This window comes from Subsaximicrobium wynnwilliamsii (assembly GCF_007997225.1).
In the GTDB taxonomy this organism is placed as follows: domain Bacteria; phylum Bacteroidota; class Bacteroidia; order Flavobacteriales; family Flavobacteriaceae; genus Psychroserpens; species Psychroserpens wynnwilliamsii.
Map to the genome: position 1 here is coordinate 1 of NZ_VORM01000019.1, position 20,115 is coordinate 20,115.

Below are 20,115 nucleotides of genomic sequence, written 5' to 3' on the forward strand. Positions count from 1 at the left end.
GATGTTGGTGTTTTCCACCAACATCTTCTCGTTTTACGAAAACCTGACGCTTTTACTTCCCAATATTTGATTCACTTAAACTATTTGATAATTCAATTTCCCATATCCCAACTGGCTTGATCGTAGATAGCAAAAAGACCTCACAGGTTTTGGAAACCTGTGAGGTCTGATGTAACTGATTTGCGCGGTTTTATGGTAACGGCAACCCGTTTTTAATCTGCGGGTATCCGCAAAATCTGTGTCATCTGTGTTCCAAAATATTGAACGCTGATAACGCTGATGTAACAGATTTGCGCGGTTTTATGAGAGCGGCACTCCGTTTCAATCTGCGGGAATCAGCAAAATCTGTGTCATCTGTGTTCCAAAAAAAAATTGAACGCTGATGACGCTGATGTAACAGATCTGCGCAGTTTTATGATAACGGAAACCCGTTTCAATCTGCGGGTATCAGCAAAATCTGTGTCATCTGTGTTCCAAAAAAAATTGAACGCTGATGACGCTGATGTAACAGGTCGTAGATTGTTGGTGGTAAGCCTAAAGAGCTGAAAAAATAGCATTGCCATCTGTTGGTAGACATGACACTTCAATAAAAATGGCAATACCAATATTGTTATGTCTAACCGCCGCTGCTGTTGTTTTCCCCAACAGCTTCTTGTTTTATGGAAACTCGATAATTTACTTCAGACTATTTGATTCGCGACGCCGATGTTGGTGTTTTCCACCAACATCTTCTCGTTTTACGAAAACCTGACGCTTTTACTGCCCAATATTTGATTCACTTGAACTATTTAATCATTCAATTTCCCATTTCTTAATTGGCTTGATCGTAGATAACAAAAAGACCTCACAGGTTTTGGAAACCTGTGAGGTCTGATTTATTTTGGGCTTTAAACTGCAACGGCTATTGAGTTCCAATGAGCAAGTGGGAAAAGCAATTTCCCAATATTTTTTGATATTCTCGCTGTTTAGTTCATCAATTTGGTCTTGACCACCAAGTCATTATCCAAAGTAATCACGGCCAAATAAACGCCTCTTGCAAATTGGAAATTGGCATTGAATGCCCTGTTGTTTGTGTTGGGCTCATAAGTTGCAATCTGTTTTCCATTCAGATCATAAATTTGGATGCCTGAGATAGCTTGTGATGATCTTACTTGCAACTCACTGTTCTTGATAAACGCAAAAGTTTCCGAAGCGATATTTTCATTGACTGCAAGCGTCTCGCTTGGCGTATAACGCAGCACAAACCTATCGTTGACTGCCCCTGTAACTGCGGTAAAGCCATAAGGCGCCGCTCTAAGATCATGAACCAGGTTGAGGTAGGTATCTTCCAAATAAATGGCTTGGGCTTGATCCACAAACACGTTGCCTTTTAGATTATCAATGGCGATTTTATAAATGCCGTTTTGTGGGACTGCAATACCTAGGGCAACCGTATCTTCTGTATCAAATGGTAACGGACGGCCTTGTATAACAATTCTCTGATCGGCGAGTTTGGTATATAAACAAAAGTCGTTATTGCCCATGTGCGGCGCATCGTATAATATGTCTTTTCCATAAGTGGCCCCTTCAGCATATCCAATTACGGCGACAGTAGCCACATTGGCCTCATTGGTTAGTGCCAACCAAAGCAATTGTTTTTCAGTATCGGCAGAAACCGAAGCTACCTCCTCGTTGGTTGTTCTATAAAAATCTGTGTTTTCGTAAGCTTCCTCAGATCCCTCTGCACCTTTATGACGCATCGCATTGTTGAATATCACATCATCATCATCGAGCGCTTTCACGAAAAACCCTTGACCTGAGGCGATATTTCCGTTGAAATTATCATCAGTTGATGTTAGACCATTGGTTACCTCATAATCGGCAGCATTATAATTATAACCGAAATTTTCGTAAAATGGATTATTGTTTGCAGAAGCAGCAGAGGATTTGTGTGACCATAAGTATACACCTCCTTCAATTGCAGCATTATTCGGATTAGTATTTTCTTGAACAATGCCAACATTAGCAAGTAAAAATTTCTCTGCACTTATGGCTGATGGATAAGGATTGCCTATTAAATTCCAATGTTTATCGCCTTCGGTCATAGCTGAAGACCCAGTTTCAGAAGTAAGTTTAATAGGTATTGATATAGGCCCATTGGTTGGTATACCAGTAAAAATTGCCCTATCATTAGGAACTGAGCTAGAGCCAACGCGCTTTATATAGCCCTTTCCTTGCGTCATAATACCCGAAGCGGACACCCAATTACCCACGGTAGAATTAGTATTCACAAGGGTCGGATTCCACAAATAGGTCGCGTTGCCAGGGATGGATCCAAGTGTACCGCCAACTACTGGAGAAGACCAATAGACGTAATCATTTGCAGCAAGATCATCAGCTATTCTTTTCACTATAATAGCATCAGTGTTTTGATTGGATGTAACTGTTTTAGTTTGGATTAAACTTGCGCTGTCTTCTAGAGTGAATGTTCCGGCCGGGAGAGCTGATATTCCTGCAGCTACATCTTCTGCAATTGCAGCACCAACGGTAAGCGAACCATAAAGTTTCAACGTTTTTTCTGGTGGAATAGTCACGCTTACTCCTGAGGCCACCTGACAATCACAAGCTTCCAAATCAATATTCGCATCTAAAGCTAATAGATCATCATTGTAATCGGAAGCGAAAACTAATCCTCGTTCCTCGACAGCAACAGTGCCATATGATGAGCTCCAACCACTACCATTCCAAGTATACGGTGTACCTCCTTGAGATAGAGTTACAGGTAAGATTATAGTCCCACCATCATTAGAAATCTTAACCTTGTAAGTAGCTAAGTCCTCGTCTATAACATCTTCAACCAGAAAAGAAGCATTTGTGTTAGCAGGTTCAGGTAAATTATACTTCAGCCATTCATATGATAGAATTTCATTTGGATCAGCTCCGGTAGCTGGCGTAGCAATTCCTCCACTCCCATTATCTACACCCGCGTTTACCTCAAATAAGACATCAGATGAACCATCAATTTTACATACAAATCTTGAAAGCAATGGGTTTGCCACTGGTGATTTAATATCAAAGGTACCTGCATTGTATGCTAGAAAAGCCATATCTGCAGTTCCTCCCGCCAATAAATTTATATTAATAATATCTTCAATATACCCAGTACTAGAGGGATCATCGTTTATATCAAAATCTTCTAGTTTGAACGCAATCATTCTTATGGGTCTATCTTCATTATCGTTACTCGTGAAACCCCTTTTATTCGGCTTTGTTGACACGATTGGTTGAGATCCAGGAAATCTAAAAAGATCCAATCGCCATTCAGCTATTTTGGTACTATTGGACTCTGCAATCGATAATTTTATAGGCGTTCCAACGACATTGCCAAATTCATCCGCATAGAAATAAATATCCGTACCGCCCGCTTGAGCGATCTGAGTAATTAATAAATCTGGTTCGATATCATTAAAAGTTCCTTGCTTACCATTACCACTATAAAATTTTACACTGTTGTCTCTGTTAAAATTCGAAATGCCTGTGCCCAACTCTAAACCATTTATACCGTCAATGATGACATCAAAAATAGTAAGTCCTGCTATTTCAGTCAAAGTTGCGAGATCATTATCCGTATCATCCTCATCAGACCCTACTTTCCCATCAATTAAATCTCCCGTCAATATGTAATGGCCTCCATTTGTTTTCCCCTCAACGCCATTGGTAGAATAGGCTTTAAATCGCGATAGAACATATCCATCAGGACCATTTTTATCTGCATCTTCTAAATTAGCGGTTAACTCTTCATCATCTACACCTGTTGAAAAAATGGGGCCATCATGCATTTTGAATCCTAATAGTTCGTGTTTGTCATTTGGCCATGTGTTTTTTATACTGGAGTTGTAATCGTCAGATCTCCAAAAATGAGTTCCGTCTCCGTCAAAATCCCAATTTGTATATATCTCTTCAACAAAGTAAGATTTTGAGTTTGTTAAGGACTCGGGTTTAGGTGCTATGTAATTGATATTATTATCAGCTCCTGTGGCAAATGTAACAGCCCCACCATTAAAAGTAAGCGACTCTGTAATGTCAGCCCCATTATCTTCACTTATTTCAAAAGTCATTACTTCAGGAGTCACTAGAGTTTGCTTGGTAATATCTATTCCTGTTAATCTAATATTATCTTTGGTAGTTGTTGTAAACCCACTACCAGTAATGGTAATTACACTTTTTGTCGTAACACGGGTCGGGAAAATATCAGTAACCGTTTGCGCAGCAAGCGAAGCGCTAGCCAACAGAAACACTGCAAAAAAAGAAAAATAAAGCGGATTTAATTTTAGAAACCTTGGAGTAATTTTCACATTCATAAGTACAAGTTATTCGGTTAATCGCCTTGCTTCGCGCTTTAGATTGCGTTAAGCTATTCAGCATGCAATAGTAAATTTGGACGAGTGCGCTGCAAAATAATCACTAAATTCCTACATGAAAAAAATATTAGTCCATTGGTGGTTTATCATCGCTAAAATGCTTTTTTAAATGCTTGTGAGACAAAGGCTTGTTCCTGTAAATGTGAGCATGTACGGTTTTGAAACCTCAATCCTTTGTGCAAAAAACAACATCGTGTCGATTTAAAATGGGACTGCGTCCGGACATGCCCGAAAAAACTGAAATGCCACTGTTGGTGCTTTTTCAACAGCCTTATATGTTACGAAAACTGTTGATGCCGCTTCCTAACAGTTGGTCCAATTGTCGTATTTGAAAGGATAGGGCTATTTGGTCTTTAGATTTCGGTCAAGAAGATTTTAACTGGATGGTTGGTGCAATACCCACAATGCCGTGAACGCTTAAACATCGTGCTAAGTTGTTGGTGGAAAACACCAACAAGGGCATAAATCCCGAATATCGTAAGCGCTTCAACATTGCGCTAGGTTGTTGGTGGAAAACACCAACAACGGCAAAATTCCTGAATAGTGGGACCGCTTCAACATTACACTAGGTTGTTGGTGGAAAACACCAACAAGGGCAAAATCCCTGAATAGCGTGAACGCATAGACATTGCGATAGGTTGTTGGTGGAAAACACCAACAACGGCAAAATTCCTGAATAGTGGGAACGCTTCAACATCGCGCTAGGTTGTTGGTGGAGAACACCGACAACGGCAAAATCCCTGAATAGTGGGAACGCATAGACATTGCACTAAGTTGTTGGTGGAAAACACCAACAACGGCAACGAACGTCGGCAATGCAATTAAAAAGACCTCACAGGTTTTGAAAACCTGTGAGGTCTAATGTGTTTTAAATTTTTTAAGATTCAATTGCAATCCAAAAAACCATTTGGGAGTACAAATCAACAAATGGACTTGAGTTCTATAGCTGCTAATTTATCAACTTCTTTTTGACCAGCAAATCAGTATCCAAAGTGATCACGGCCAAATAAACGCCTCTTGCAAATTGGAAATTTGCATTGAATGCGCTGTTGTTTCCTTTGAGCTCATAAGTTGCAATCTGTTTTCCGTTGAGATCGTAAATCTGGATGGATTCAATATTTTGGGATGATCTTACTTGCAACTCATTGTTCTTGATGAATGCAAAAGTTTCCGAAGCGATACTTTCATTGACCGCTAGGGTCTCATCTTGTGTGTAACGAAGTACAAACCTATCGTTGACTGCACCTGTAACCGCCGTAAATCCATAAGGTGTTGCTCTCAGGTCATGAACAAGGTTGAGGTAGGTGTCTTCCAGATATATCGCCTGGGCTTGATCTACAAACACGCTGCCTTGAAGGTTATCGATACCTATTTTGTAGATACCATTTTGTGGGATCTCAATTCCTAGAGGTACAGTATCACTGGTTTCAAAGGGTAAGGGACGGCCTTGAATGCTCATTTTATCATTGGCGATCATGGAATAGATTGAAAAATCGTCACTATTGGTTTGGGCGTCAAACATGCGATCTCTTGCGTAGGTTGCGTTTTCTGCATAACCTAAAAGCGTGCTTACCGCCACTGCATTGTCTGCAACCAAACTTAGCCAAATGAGTTGCTTTTCAGTGTTATCAGCTGTATTGTGTTCTGAATCTGTTCTGAAAAAATTGGTATTGTCATAACTATCTTCGTTGGTGTCATGACGCAGCTCATTTTTGAAGGTCACATTCCCATCGGAAACGGCTCTGACAAAAAAGCCCTGACCGGCTGCAATGTTTCCATTGAATGTCTCTCCCGTTGGCGCTGAAGGTGTTTCGCCCAATTCATTAAAAGTCAAATATTGATCCCCATAATTATAGACGAAGTCTTGATAAAACGGACTATCTGCAGGGTTTGGAATGCTGCTGATAGCGGCATGGTGCGTCCAGAGATATATCGCGCCTTCTATACTGTTGTTTTCAGTTAGGTTTAAGAATTTTACAGCATTGATGGCCGACGGATATGGATTACCAATCAAATTCCAATGTTGATCATCCGCAGCTGGCAGAGTTCCGTTGGACATTCTCACCACAGCAGTTACTGGACCATTATTAGGTATGCCACTGAAGGTATTTGTAAAAGCAGTAGCAGTTCCTGCAGCAGGAGTTACCTTTTTTATGTAGCCTTTACCTGCAGCCATTATAAGACCAGAAGCAGATACCCAATTTCCTGATGAGCCTTCTGGATTCCCTACGGTAGGATCCCACTCATAGGCTGAAGACCCAGGTATGCCATTGATATTGAAACCTGCAACGGGAGACGACCAATACACATAATCATTTACGTGGAGATTATCGGCTAATCTTTGCACTCTAATAGAACCGCTGTTTTCATTTCCGATTAAGCTTAGGTCTTTTGTTTGAATCAAACTGGCGTTATTTGCAAGTGTAAATTGCCCTGCTGGAATATAGGGATTTACTAAGGGCACAGCAAGGATTTCAGGTTCAACTGTAATAGTATTATATAATTTAAGTGTTTGACCCATTGGAATCGTTACTGTTCTACCGGCAACAACCCGGCAATCACAGCCTTCTAAATTTGAGTTTTCACTATAATCTTCACTAAAAATCAAGTTTCTATCAGCATCTGAAACGTTCACGCCAGCTGCGGTTAGCGCTGCAGGAAGTACCCAGTTAGCGCCATCCCAAAAAGTAGGAGTACCTCCTTCTGCCAAAGTCACAGGCAAATCCACAGCACCAAAATCATTAAATATTCTCACTTTATAAGTGCCCAAAGAGCCTCCATTGATGGCAGCTAAGTTATATGAATCTGAAGTTGCACCTGTGATAGCAGCAAAGTTTTTGTACCATTGATATTGAAGAGTTTCACCACTTGCGCCGGTCCCGCCTCCATCAATAGAGGCTGCAGCATTGAAGGTAATCCCGTCTGTATTGGGAACTTTACACACATTTCTAGAGACAGGGAATTGATCGACTTTCGGGGATTTTATATCGAAGGCAGCACGATTATAAGCCATAAAGGCAAGATCTGCCGTACCTCCTGCCTGCATGTTGATGTTGTTGATTTTGCCAATATAGTTAGGACTAGTAATTGGAGTGGCCACAATTTCAAATTCATCTAATTCTAAAGCTATCATTCTAAAAGGTCGATTTTCATTATTTCCAAAAGAAAGTTGGTTTGGCAAGGATTGATCGTAAGGCAATGATAGATCCATACGATATAAATCTAAAAACCATTTATAAAGAATCGTGTTGGATTCTTCGGGGATTGACAAATTAATGGGTCTTCCCACAACATTACCTTCTATATCGGCGTAATAATATATGTCAGAGCCTCCTGCTTGAGCGATTTGAGTTAATAACAAGTCAGGAATCGCATCCCCTAATGCGCCTACTATCGCATTACCACTAAAAAAACGAATATTAGCATTTCTATTGAAGTTAGTAATCCCTGTACCCAAATCCAAACCATTATCATTGGAGCCATCTATAATGACATCATAAACCGTTGCTTTGACAAGATCATTTAAAATTCGTGAACCCAGAACACCATCAATCTTATCTGCCATTGCCAGAAAATTAGCACCATGAGGATTCCCTTTTATCCCATTAGTGGAATAAGCCTTGAAAGTCTGTGGCGTAAATGGTATGCCTTTATCAGTCAATAACTGATCATCAACTCCAGTAGAATAGGTTGTACCGTTGTAAGTATAGGCCAATAAATCATGTCGGTCATTTGGCCAAGTGCTAGTAGTACCTGATGAATACCAAGATGATTTGTAATATCCATTTCCATTATAATCCCAATTGGTAAATACCTCTGTAATTCGCGTTACTGGATTAGTCCCTCCACTGGCTTGTAATGTTCTATCCGTAGGCCCAATGTATTCGATAAACACTTGATTATCAGGACTAAAAAAGCCCGTATAAACCAATTGAGATCCAATCATCAGTGGTGTAGGTGCTACATCGCCAGTTGCACTTGTATTAGTGCGAGTTATTTCAAAAGTAAGTTGGGTGCCTCCATTGCTTGCTGTTTTAGAGCCAAAATCAATCTCAGAAAGTATGACATTTGTAGCATTAGTAAAACTCGTGCCACCAGTTATGGTTACCTCCGTTTTGGTTGTAACTCTTCTAGGAAATACGCTACTAACAACAATTTGTGCAAAAAGACTAGTTGAGACTAAAAAAAGACCCAAACATAGCATGGGCTGTGTAATTTTTAACTTCATAATTAAAGATTTTAAATTAATCCCATGGCCACGCGCAGTAAGCTGTACGTGGCTTGAAGTAAATTGATAGTAAATTTTGTGGAGCCTATCTAAGATGCAGAAAAAATAGCATCTTAAGAAAAATATTAGTCCATAGGTGGGGTATCAACGCTAAATCACTTTTTTAAACCGCTGCTTATCAGTATTTTATTACAAATTACCCAAGCTATAATGCGATTTGCTGCTGTTTATCGAAATTAAGTTGTGATACCGCTCAGCTTAAGCTGAGATTATAGGCTTGAATGTTGTAGGACAGGATCAAGTTTTACCATGATTCATTTTGGATTTGAGCCATTGCTTCGGTTTTATTGAATTGACAATCCAATTCAAAATTTACACCAACTCAAACAGTTTTCCGGGAAGTGGTCTGGCAATGCCTTTCAACTCCATAGTGAGCAATAAACCAGCGACCTTAAAGGTGGGAAGTTCACAGGCTATGGCGATGACGTCTAGCAATTGTTTTTCGTTGTCTTTGAGGAAGTTGTAGATGCGGGTTTCATCAGGGTTCAATTCTACGAACAACTGTTTTTGAATGGCAGGTTTTTGGGCGTTCTCCAATTGCCAGTTCAAAATGTAAGGCACATCCATGGGGTCGGAAAGCAAATGGGCTTGCTGGGTTTTGATGAGGTTGATGCAACCCGTGCTTTGGCTATCGGTCACGCGACCTGGCACGGCAAATACATCCCTATCGTAGGAATTTGCAATATCGGCGGTGACGAGGCTTCCGCCCTTTTCGGCAGATTCTATCACAATCGTGGCCTCACTCATGCCCGCAATAATGCGGTTTCGTTTTAAAAAATTATTGCGATCAAAGGCATCGCTGCTCCAAAAATCGGTTAGAAAGCCACCGTGCTTTTCAACTTCTACCATGTATTTTTTGTGCGTTTTTGGGTAGATTTGGTCCAGCCCATGCGCCAAACACCCAATAGTTTGCAACTTGTGTTTGATGGCTGCTTTATGGGCGGTAATATCGGTGCCATAAGCAAATCCCGAAACAATGATGGGGTCAAAAATCGCCAGTTGCTCAATGAGCTTTTCGCAAAAGGCCACGCCAGAGGTGGTTATTTTACGAGTGCCCACAATACTGATGATGCGCTTATTATTGAGGTTGACTTTCCCGGCTTGAAAAATAAGGATGGGACTATCAATGCACTGTTTTAAACGTTCGGGATAGTCGGGCGCAGTAAAATAAAGACATTTGATATCGTTTTCCTTGATGAACTGCAGCTCCTGTTCCGCGTCTTTGAGGTGCTTCCTATCAAAAAGATTTTGAAGAATTGTGGATCCAATACCATCGATCTTTAGTAGATTGTTTTTCCGTTCGGTCAGCACGCCTTCCGCAGAACCACAATGGGAAATGAGTTTTTTGGCAGTCACATCCCCAATCTTGGGAACGTGCTGCAAGGCTAAAGTATAAAGCAACTCCCGTTCGGTCATTCCACTGCATTGGTTTTGAGACTACAAGAAACGAATTTTCCGCTGTTAATAAATAGTCTCATCAAATAAATATTCGCATTAAAAAAATTTTAACTTTGTTTTTATGCAATTAGAAACTTACATCAGCGATTTACTATACAGATACGATTGTGTGATCGTACCACAATTTGGGGCTTTTTTGGCACAGCGCATCTCTGCGCAAGTGCATGAAACCACCCATTCCTTTCATCCGCCAAAAAAGAAGGTCTCTTTTAATGAGCAACTCCAACAAAACGACGGACTCTTAGCCAATTACATTGCTGAAGTTGAGAAAATCCCATATCAGGTTGCTGTCGAGAAAATTGCAAAGAAAATTAAGACCATAAAATCATATCTCACTCAGGGCGAAACCATTGCCTTGAATAACATTGGGGATTTGACGCTCAATGCTGAAGGCCATATCTCTTTTGAGCCTTCAGAGCATATCAACTATTTGACCGATGCTTTTGGCTTGTCGCAATTTACCAGTGCCGCCGTTTCAAGAACCACACACAAAGCAACGGTGGAAGCCCTTGAGGAGCGAACGCCCATAGCGATCACGCCCGAAAGACGCCAATCACGACCTTACCTAAAATACGCTGCCATTGCCTTGATTGCACTAAGCATCACTGGTTTTGCAGGTTCAAATTGGTACCTCAACAGCATTGAGACCCAAAACCAAGTGGCCCAAGAAGAAGCCAATGATCAAATGGATGCGCGCGTACAGCAAGCAACCTTTGTCATTGAAAACCCCTTGCCTGCAGCCACGCTCCAAGTTGAAAAACCTTCTGGCAATTACCATATTGTAGCTGGCGCCTTTAGAGTTGAGGCCAACTCCGATAAAAAAGTGGAGCAACTCAGGGAAAAAGGCTATAAAGCCCGAAAGATTGGCAGTAACCGTTACGGCCTCCACGAAGTGGTCTATGCCAGTTATACAGACCGGATTGAAGCACTACAAGCCTTGAGAGCCATCAAACGCGAGCACAATGCTGCCGCATGGTTGTTGGTAAAAGCTTTGGATTGAGTTTTTTCTTCGGAAGTAATTCCAAATTTTCTAAAATTTTCTTCAGTAGACCTACTTACGATTTCAAATGGGAAAGGATGGTCTAATCTGAAATTACGCTTATCTTTGCAGCCTTAAATCAGCATTCCGTTTTTTACGGAACACAAAAACCCATTTGATGGAACCAAGAACTGCATTTCAATCCAAAACCATCATGACCGATATGGTCTTGCCTAGTGAAACCAACCCGATCAACAACCTTTTTGGTGGTGAGTTATTGGCGCGTATGGATCGAGCTGCCAGTATTGCTGCGAGACGCCATAGCCGACGTATTGTGGTGACCGCCTCTGTAAATCACGTGGCGTTTAACCGCTCAGTGCCCTTAGGCAGTGTGGTGACCATTGAGGCGAAAGTCTCTCGGGCCTTCACGAGTTCTATGGAAGTGTATATGGATGTTTGGATAGAAGACCGCGAGTCTGGAGAGTGCATCAAGGCCAACGAGGCCATCTACACCTTTGTGGCGGTTGATGATACCGGAAGACCTGTGAAAGTGCCAGATTTGCTTCCTGAGACGGAGCTAGAGAAACAACGCTACGAAGCCGCATTGCGACGCAAGCAGTTGAGCTTGGTGTTGGCGGGTAAAATGAAACCTTCTGAAGCTACGGAATTGAAGGCCTTGTTTGAGTAAATTCTGGGTTTTAGAATTAAGACCGTTAGTATTAAGACTGCTGAGCTTTTAGAATTAAGAACAAAGACTATTTCCAGTGTTGGTGTTTTCCACCAACAATCACGTTCGAGTAAGACTGAAGCTCAAGCTGAAACGCGTTTTATCCAGCTTTTGTAATTATGCCATTGTTGGTGTTTTCCACCAACAATCACGTTCGAGTTAGGCTGAAGCTCAAGCTGAAACGCGTTTTCAATCGGCTTTAAGAAGAGAAACCTATCTCCATCGGATATCATCAAATTCGGGCTGTTGGTGGAAAACACCAACATCGGCATTCTGGATCTTTTCAGAATAACGCAGATGCAAAAAAGCGAGACGGCAATCTCCTAATTCTATTGGATTTTAATGGATGAACTAAATTGTCATTGTTGGTGTTTTTTACCAACAATGACTTGCGAGTTAGGCTGAAGCTCAAACTGAAACGTGTTTTCAATCGGCTTTGGAAAGTGAACCTATGCCCATCGGATATCATCACATTCGGGCTGTTGGTGGAAAACACTAACATCGGCCTTCTGGCAGTTTGCAGAATAACGCAGACGCAAAAAAGCGAGTCGGTAATCCCTAATTCTATTGAATTCTTATCGTTGAATGCACTGTCATTGTTGGTGTTTTTTACCAACAATGACTTGCGAGTTAGGCTGAAGCTCAAGCTAAAACGTGTTTTCAATGGGCTTTTTTAATAATAACTTAAGTTAATCGGGTATCATCACATTCGAAGCTGTTGGTGGAAAACACTAACATCGGCCTTCTGGCAGTTTGCAGAATAATGTAGACGCAAAAAAGCGAGTCGGTAATCCCTAATTCTATTGAATTCTTATCGTTGAATGCACTGTCATTGTTGGTGTTTTTTACCAACAATGACTTGCGAGTTAGGCTGAAGCTCAAGCTAAAACGTGTTTTCAATCGGCTTTGGAAAGTGAACCTATGCCCAGCGGATATCATCAAATTCGGGCTGTTGGTGGAAAACACCAACATCGGCATTCTGGAACTTTTCAGAATAACGCAGATGCAAAAAAGTGAGTCGGCAATCCCCTAATTCTATTGGATTTTACTCGATCAACTAAACTGCCATTGTTGGTGTTTTTCACCAACAATCACGTTCGAGTTAGGCTGAAGCTCAAACTGAAGCTCGTTTTTATCCAGCTTTTGCGTTAATAGCTTAAGTCCATCAGATATCATCAAATTCGAAGCTGTTGGTGGAAAACACCAACATCGGCTTTCTAGAACTTTTCAGAATCACGCAGATGCAAAAACGCGAGTCGGCAATCCCCTAATTCTATTGGATTTTAATGGATGAATTGAACTGCCATTGTTGGTGTTTTCCACCAACAATCACGCCCGAGTAAGGCTGAGCTCAAACTGAAGCATGTTTTCAACCAGCTTTTACGTTAATAGCTTAAGTCCATCAGATATCATCAAATTCGAAGCTGTTGGTGGAAAACACCAACATCGGCATTCTGGAACTTTTCAGAATAATGCAGACGCAAAAAAGCGAGTCGGTAATCCCTAATTCTATTGGATTTTATCGATGAATGAGCTGCCATTGTTGGTGTTTTCCACCAACAATCACGCTCGAGTAAGACTGAAGCTCAAGCTGAAACGTGTTTTCAATCGGCTTTGGAAAGTGAACCTATGCCCAGCGGATATCATCAAATTTGGGCTGTTGGTGGAAAACACCAACATCGGCATTCTGGAACTTTTCAGAATAACGCAGATGCAAAAAAGTGAGTCGGCAATCCCCTAACTCTATTGGATTTTAATGGATGAATTGAACTGCCATTGTTGGTGTTTTCCACCAACAATCACGTTCGAGTTAGGCTGAAGCTCAAGCTGAAACGCGTTTTCAATGGGCTTTTTTAATAATAACTTAAGTTTATCGGGTATCATCACATTCGAAGCTGTTGGTGGAAAACACCAACATCGGCTTTCTGGAACTTTTCAGAATCACGCAGATGCAAAAACGCGAGTCGGCAATCCCTTAACCCTATTGGATTTTACTCGATCAACTAAACTGCCATTGTTGGTGTTTTTCACCAACAATCACGCTCGAGTAAGACTGAAGCTCAAGCTGAAACGTGTTTTCAATCGGCTTTGGAAAGTGAACCTATGCCCAGCGGATATCATCAAATTTGGGCTGTTGGTGGAAAACACCAACATCGGCATTCTGGAACTTTTCAGAATAATGCAGACGCAAAAGGTAAGCCGGATATCATCAAATTCGAAGCTGTTGGTGGAAAACACAGCATCGGCATTCTGGATCTTTTCAGAATCACGCAGACGCAAAAAAGCGAGTCGGTAATCCCTAATTCTATTGGATTTTTATCGATCAACTAAACTGCCATTGTTGGTGTTTTCCACCAACAATCACGTTCGAGTAAGGCTGAAGCTCAAACTGAAACGCGTTTTATCCAGCTTTTGTAATAATAGTTTAAGTCCATCGGGTATCATCAAATTCGGGCTGTTGGTGGAAAACACCAACATCGGCTTTCTAGAACTTTTCAGAATAAACGTGTAGAAATCGGTACTTCGCTCAAATTTATCGAATAAGCTCAATTTTAGTGTTTTATCACTTCCGCAGAAACAAATACAAATCACTTCTCACTCATCCACTTAATTTAATGTAGCACAATCACATCTTATAAATCCAATACGCCGGATTTTGAGAATTGGAATCTTTATAAATCCCGAAACCTAACATGCTCTCGCCATTGCTGTCTGTAAAGACCTCGCCAATTTCTTGATTGGTCTCTACGATATCCCCTTGCTTGACATAAATTTTTGACAGGTTTTTATAAATGGTCAAATAGTTACCATGTCTCAGCATCACAATGGGATTTGAGTTTTTAATGAGGATGATTTTAGACACCTCCCCTTTGAAGACCGCACGCACTTTAGCATTTTTTTCGGTAGCGATCCTTACGCCGTTATTTTTGATTTTTACCGTTGGGTCAATCGGCGAGGGTTGCGTGCCATAGCCTAACTTAACCACTCCTTTTTCTACTGGCCAAGGTAAATTGCCTTTATTGGCCTCAAATTTCTGGGCTACCAATTTGGCTTCTGGCGTCAAGGCAAAAGCGCTCGAAGTAGTCGATTTCCCAGCTTTTTTGTTAGATTCGGCAATGGCTTCCTTAATAATGCGATCTATTTCCTGGTCGATCTTATCGATTTCCTGTTGGGTTTTCTTGATTTTTGAGGCATAGGAACTCATGTTTTTTCTAATGGAAGCCATGAGTTTTTCCTGCTGCTTGAGTTCTATTTCCAATTCTGCCTTCGCCGTTCTGTTTTCAACAATCAATTGATCCTTATCCTTTTTTTGGCGCAATAGGTCGGTGTTGAGCTCTTGTAGCTTTACTGTTTTTACTTTGATGAGTTCGCCCTGTTCCTTTTGGTAATTGGCGTACTGCTTAATGTATTGCAAACGTTTGTAGGCCTGCTTAAAATTATCGGACGATAAGAGAAACATCACTTTACTCTGCTCAGATTTGCTCTTATACGATTTGACCACCATGGCGGCATAGGTCGCTTTAAGCTCTTTCAATTGATCCCGTAAGCTGGAGATCTCATTTTGATTGGCGTTGATTTCACGAGTCAGCAAATTGGCTTGATCGTTGGTCACTCTTATCAAGTTACGTCGCACACTCACTTTGTAGTTGAGATCCTCAACCGAAGAAAGCATCGACTTCTCTTTTTTCTTATCGGTAAACAGCAAAGTGTTCAATTGTGCCAATTCCTTTTTGAACTTGAGACGCTTGGCCTCCAAGGCTTGTTGTTTTGGGCTTTGGGCGTTCACAATACAAGTACTTGCCAGTAGGCAAACCATGATAAACAAAAGTCTCGTGTTATTTAACATCGTCTAAATTGATTTCTTTGAACCCAGAAGGGATATTGAACGGAAACCTGACTTCCTCATTTACTGAAACTGATTTATACTCCAATTCAATGATCAACTCCTCAGTGTCTTCCACCGCATAGATTTTGATCTGCTGCGGAAGGGTTTCCTTGTCCACCTTTTGATAATCGGTATAATCAATTTGCAGGATACGCTTTTTAAGTTTTTGTGCCAGTTGCTGAGAATCCATTTTGAAATGCGAAGGGTTAAACAGCAAAAACAGCTCTAACAAAGGATCTTGTGATTTGGGCTGAAGGATATAGGAACTCTCGTTATTTGAAATTTCCCAAGTATCATTCTTCAAATTAAATAGAGGTTGGCCTAACAATAGATTCTGTACTTTTTCGAAATTGAGTTCCACACCCAATAAATCGCTCAATAAGGCGTAATCACCATCAAAATATTGGTTGTTGAGACGGTCGTAAAACTGAACCTTATTAGGTGTAATCATCGCTCTTGCCAAGCCCAATGACGCATTGATCCAAATGGTTTTATCCTTTTCGATTCTGAGATTTACGGTATAACCAGATTCGTTGAGATTATCTATAATATTGATTTTAACCTTCGCTTGTAGCGTGTTGAATTTAGCTTCCTGCCTGCCATTTTCTTTGATGAGTTGTTTAGCGGTAATCTCAGGATTGACCTTACCATCACCGCTGACTAGACTTGGAGACTTACAGGCTACAAGCATCATCATCAATATACCTAAACTTAAGATTTTGTTTTTTTTCATATACTTTATTCGCCTGTAGATAGCGCCTCTGCTTTTTGTGCAAAGCTTTTGGACTTGCTCACATTGTTGGTTTGCTCATAGGCCTCACTCAATTGAAGGTAAAAATCTCTGAGCATGTTTGGGTTTTCAATCACGTAATCGATGCCTGTTTCCAAGCTCTCAATCGCCTTTTTCGGGTTTTTGAGCTTATTGTTGGCCACAGCATTGACTAAATACAAGATGGGTTGGGCGGGGAACAAATCAATCGCTTCTTCACTCATTTGCACGGCTTCCTCGTTTTTATCCAAATCGACTTTCAGCAACAGCACATCCTTGATGATGGCATAATTTTTAGGCTCTTGTTTCAGGGCTTCCAAAAAATACGGGAGCGCCTTGGCTTTTTCTTTGGCCTGCAAATGATATTGGCCAAGCTCCAACAAGGTCTTGACACTTTTCTCCTCGCTGATCATTGCTGTAATTTCAATTAAATCGGTCTCATACTCTTGATGTACTGCCACGAATTTCACAAAATCATTGAGTACTTTCGCTTTGCTTTCAGGCTTTATTATTGGGCTCGTTAAAACGATCTTCATGGAGGCGATGGCATCTTGCACTTGATTGTCATCCAGATAAAATTTATAGAGTGCCAAGTGCACCATTTGCGACTCTGGATTTAATGTTTGCAAGCGATTTGCGGCATCAAAGGCCTTCTTGCTTTCCCCAAGTTCAGAATATCTATAAATAAGCCGAAGGTAATTGGCTTCGTTTTCGGGATTGGTTTTAACGCGCTCTTCCAAATTTTCAATGCGGTCTTCGTCGTTTCCAGTGAGATTATAGATTTGGTTGCGCATGTAATCGCGATCTTCATTGAATCCGAAGTTTTTATCCATGTCATCTAGAATTTTCAAAGCATCTTTATACTTTTCCATACGAATATAGAGCGAAGCGAGATCCTGCTTATAATCTGGATGGAATTGCACCAGTTGCTTTACCGTTTTGAGTGCCCTTCTTATATCATCCTGCTGAATGTAAACACCATACAGCTCGTCTAAAAACCACTCGTTTTCAGGTTCCATGGAAACGGCTTCGTCAAAAGCTTCTTCGGCAGCCCCAAAATTTTTGAGTTGCATGTAGTTTTTTCCCAGTTCGTAATAAAGCACGGCCTTAGTATCATCCAAATCAATGCATTTTAATAATGCATCTACAGATTTTTGATAATTTTCAATGCCTTTCTGCTTTAGGGCTTCAAAGAAATATTCCTGAAATTGATCCTCAACGTTACCCAAATCATCCGTTGGGCGTTTATTGAAATCCACTTGCGCATGAGTGCTCTGCGGAAGGCAAATACTTCCGAAGAGCAATAGCAACATGTATCCTCTAATCTTCATAATCATTTCCCTTTAAAAAGGGAATTTTAGATAGTTTGATAGCCTTCTTTAGCAACAGTTCTTGTGCAGTCCTAAAAAATCTGCAACTAAGACCAATGCCATTCCTGCCCCAAACCATTGTTAGGCAAGTGCACAGGAATTTTACTCCAAAACTGAATAATCGCCAATACTTACCGCTTTGAAATTACCATCATAACGCACGTGGTTGCCAATCATGGCCTGATCTAAATGCGCATTTTTAATTGTGGTATGGGTTTGGATCAAGCTGTTTTTAATAGTACAATTTTCAATCACACAGTGCTTACCTACGGAAACGTTTGGACCGAGGGTTGTATTGTTCAAAACCACATTATCCCCTACAAAACAAGGTTCAATGATTGTTGAATTATTCAAAGTAACCGAATCAGAAATCAACTGCTCCTCGCCATCAGCCTTCAAAAAGCCCAACATTTTTGCATTGGTGTCCAGGGTAACGGCTTTGTTGCCACAGTCCATCCATTCATCAACCGTACCGGTTTTGAAGACCTTGCCTTCCGCCATCATACGTTTGATGCCATCGTTGATTTGATACTCACCACCGTTCATGACGTTTTCATCCAAGACCTCCTGTAATTTATTTTTCAGGACTTCAATATCCTTGAAATAATAAATCCCAATCACTGCTTGATCACTCACAAAGCTTTCAGGCTTTTCAACCAATTCAACAATTTCTTGTTTGTCATTGAGTTTCACGACACCGTAAGCCTCAGGGTTTTTGACATTCTTGGTCCAGATCACACTGTCGGCCTCTGGGTCCAGGTCAAATTCTGCTCGAATCAAGGTATCAGCATAAGCGACCACCGCAGGCCCAGATAAGGACGGCTCGGCACACATAATGGCATGACCGGTTCCCAAAGGTTGATCTTGGCGGTAAATGGAAGGCTTGGCACCCAAGCTTCGTGCTAATGCTTTAAGATTTTCAACCACATCGTCTCCAAACCAAGCAGGATCGCCTAAAATAAAGGCAATCTCTTCGATAGGTTGCTTTAATACTTTTGCAATGTCTTTGACCAATCTATTCACAATGGGTTCGCCAGCCACTGGAATCAGTGGTTTTGGCACGGTCAAACTATGTGGACGCAATCGAGAACCCCGACCCGCCATGGGTACAATTATTTTCATTCTTTTATGCCACGCCTTGAGCGTGGTATCTTTTGATGTTATACTTATTTTCTTATGGTATTGAGATTTAAATTCCAATTGGTGCTTAAATCAAACCAATTTGGATTCATATCTTCAATGCATTTCAATTTCCAATCTCTTTTCCAGCCTTTACGGTTTCTCTCACGCTTTACGGCTAGATCTCACTTTTCAAATTCTTCAAAATAAATTAATTTGTCGCAATTGTATGTGCAGTAAAGCATTTGGGATAAATCTTTAATTTATGCTCCTTGACGCGTTCCTCTATATCGTCTGTTACACCAGTATACAATACGCCGTGTTTTTTTATTGGTCGTAATGTAAACCTACCAATGCTCATTTTTTCTGTATGTACTGAAGCTAATTTTAACTAATTAATTTAGGATCACGCTTTACCGTTTTTGCTAAGTTAATGGATTTGATAAGGTTTTGGTTTTTCGATTATGAGATTCCTGCCTGCGCAGGGAACGTCATGTTTTTTATTGGTCGTAATGTAAACCTACCATTGCTCATTTTTTCTGTATGTACTGAAGCTAATTTTAACTAATTCATTAGGATCACGCTTTGCCGTTTTTACTAAGATAATGGATTTGATAAGGTTTTGGTTTTTCGATTATGAGATTCCTGCCTGCGCAGGAATTAAAGACCTGTACTCCCAAAACCACCCTCGCCACGATCGGTTTCAGACAATTCATCTACGTTATCCCATTGGGCACGCTCGTGTTTTGCGATGACCATTTGAGCGATACGCTCGCCATTTTGTATGGTAAACGCATCGTTGGATAGATTGACTAAGATCACGCCAATTTCGCCCCTGTAATCGGCATCAATGGTGCCTGGAGCATTCAATACCGTAATGCCATTTTTGGCAGCCAAACCGCTTCTTGGTCTTACTTGGGCCTCGTAACCCAAAGGCAGCTCTATAAACAAACCCGTACCTACAATGCTCCGTTCCAAAGGCTTTAATGTTCTTGATTCCGATAGGTTGGCGCGTAAATCCATGCCTGCTGAAGCTGCCGTTTCATATTTGGGCAACTCGTGGTTGGACTTGTTGATGATTTTGATCTTCATTTTCAATTTTTTTAGAGGTCTCAGTAA

General features: G+C 40.9%; 11 protein-coding genes. 3 read left to right on the top strand and 8 right to left on the bottom strand.

All coding sequences use genetic code 11. The features are described from left to right. Window positions 1–965 precede the first annotated feature (965 nt). The 3 genes from ESY88_RS14720 to dprA all read right to left on the bottom strand — a co-directional run bounded on the left by ESY88_RS14720 (window position 966) and on the right by dprA (window position 10,104). Window positions 966–4,340 carry a T9SS type A sorting domain-containing protein gene (locus ESY88_RS14720; protein ID WP_147086009.1) on the bottom strand — a complete coding sequence of 1,125 codons (3,375 nt, stop codon included), beginning with the start codon at window positions 4,338–4,340 and terminating at the stop codon, window positions 966–968. 1,009 nt (window positions 4,341–5,349) lie between these two features. Beyond that, window positions 5,350–8,628, bottom strand: coding sequence for a T9SS type A sorting domain-containing protein (locus ESY88_RS14725; RefSeq protein WP_147086010.1), 3,279 nt, complete (start codon window positions 8,626–8,628; stop codon window positions 5,350–5,352). Between the two features lie 372 nt (window positions 8,629–9,000). Next, window positions 9,001–10,104 carry a DNA-processing protein DprA gene (gene dprA, locus ESY88_RS14730; RefSeq protein WP_147086011.1) on the bottom strand — a complete coding sequence of 368 codons (1,104 nt, stop codon included), beginning with the start codon at window positions 10,102–10,104 and terminating at the stop codon, window positions 9,001–9,003. A 103-nt stretch (window positions 10,105–10,207) separates the two neighbouring features. Between dprA and ESY88_RS14735 the strand changes: the two genes are divergently transcribed. From ESY88_RS14735 to ESY88_RS14745, 3 genes are all read left to right on the top strand, one after another. After that, window positions 10,208–11,146 carry an HU domain-containing protein gene (locus ESY88_RS14735; protein WP_147086012.1) on the top strand — a complete coding sequence of 313 codons (939 nt, stop codon included), beginning with the start codon at window positions 10,208–10,210 and terminating at the stop codon, window positions 11,144–11,146. Between the two features lie 157 nt (window positions 11,147–11,303). Then, a complete protein-coding gene (locus tag ESY88_RS14740) occupies window positions 11,304–11,813 on the top strand; it encodes an acyl-CoA thioesterase (RefSeq protein ID WP_147086013.1) in 510 nt (169 codons plus the stop codon). Window positions 11,814–13,695: 1,882 nt separating this feature from the next. Then, window positions 13,696–14,148 (top strand): hypothetical protein, encoded by a 453-nt coding sequence (locus tag ESY88_RS14745; RefSeq protein ID WP_147086014.1) that lies wholly within the window; start codon window positions 13,696–13,698, stop codon window positions 14,146–14,148. A gap of 330 nt (window positions 14,149–14,478) precedes the next feature. On the opposite strand, the gene ESY88_RS14750 is transcribed toward ESY88_RS14745, so the two are convergent. From ESY88_RS14750 to dut, 5 genes are all read right to left on the bottom strand, one after another. Further along, window positions 14,479–15,699: a murein hydrolase activator EnvC family protein gene (locus tag ESY88_RS14750; protein ID WP_147086015.1), complete on the bottom strand. Its 1,221-nt coding sequence runs from the start codon at window positions 15,697–15,699 to the stop codon at window positions 14,479–14,481. Further along, window positions 15,689–16,471, bottom strand: a complete 783-nt coding sequence (locus ESY88_RS14755) for a DUF4292 domain-containing protein (RefSeq protein ID WP_147086016.1) — start codon at window positions 16,469–16,471, stop codon at window positions 15,689–15,691. Before ESY88_RS14755 ends, ESY88_RS14750 begins: the two co-directional genes overlap by 11 nt. Before the next feature lie 5 nt (window positions 16,472–16,476). Beyond that, the gene (locus ESY88_RS14760; RefSeq protein WP_147086017.1) at window positions 16,477–17,838 is read right to left on the bottom strand and encodes a tetratricopeptide repeat protein; all 1,362 of its coding nucleotides are present in this window, start codon (window positions 17,836–17,838) and stop codon (window positions 16,477–16,479) included. 141 nt (window positions 17,839–17,979) lie between these two features. Then, window positions 17,980–18,999 carry a sugar phosphate nucleotidyltransferase gene (locus ESY88_RS14765; RefSeq protein ID WP_147086018.1) on the bottom strand — a complete coding sequence of 340 codons (1,020 nt, stop codon included), beginning with the start codon at window positions 18,997–18,999 and terminating at the stop codon, window positions 17,980–17,982. Between the two features lie 657 nt (window positions 19,000–19,656). Further along, entirely contained in the window at window positions 19,657–20,088 is a 432-nt protein-coding gene (gene dut / locus ESY88_RS14775; protein ID WP_147086019.1) for a dUTP diphosphatase, read from the bottom strand. Between the last annotated feature and the right edge of the window lie 27 nt (window positions 20,089–20,115).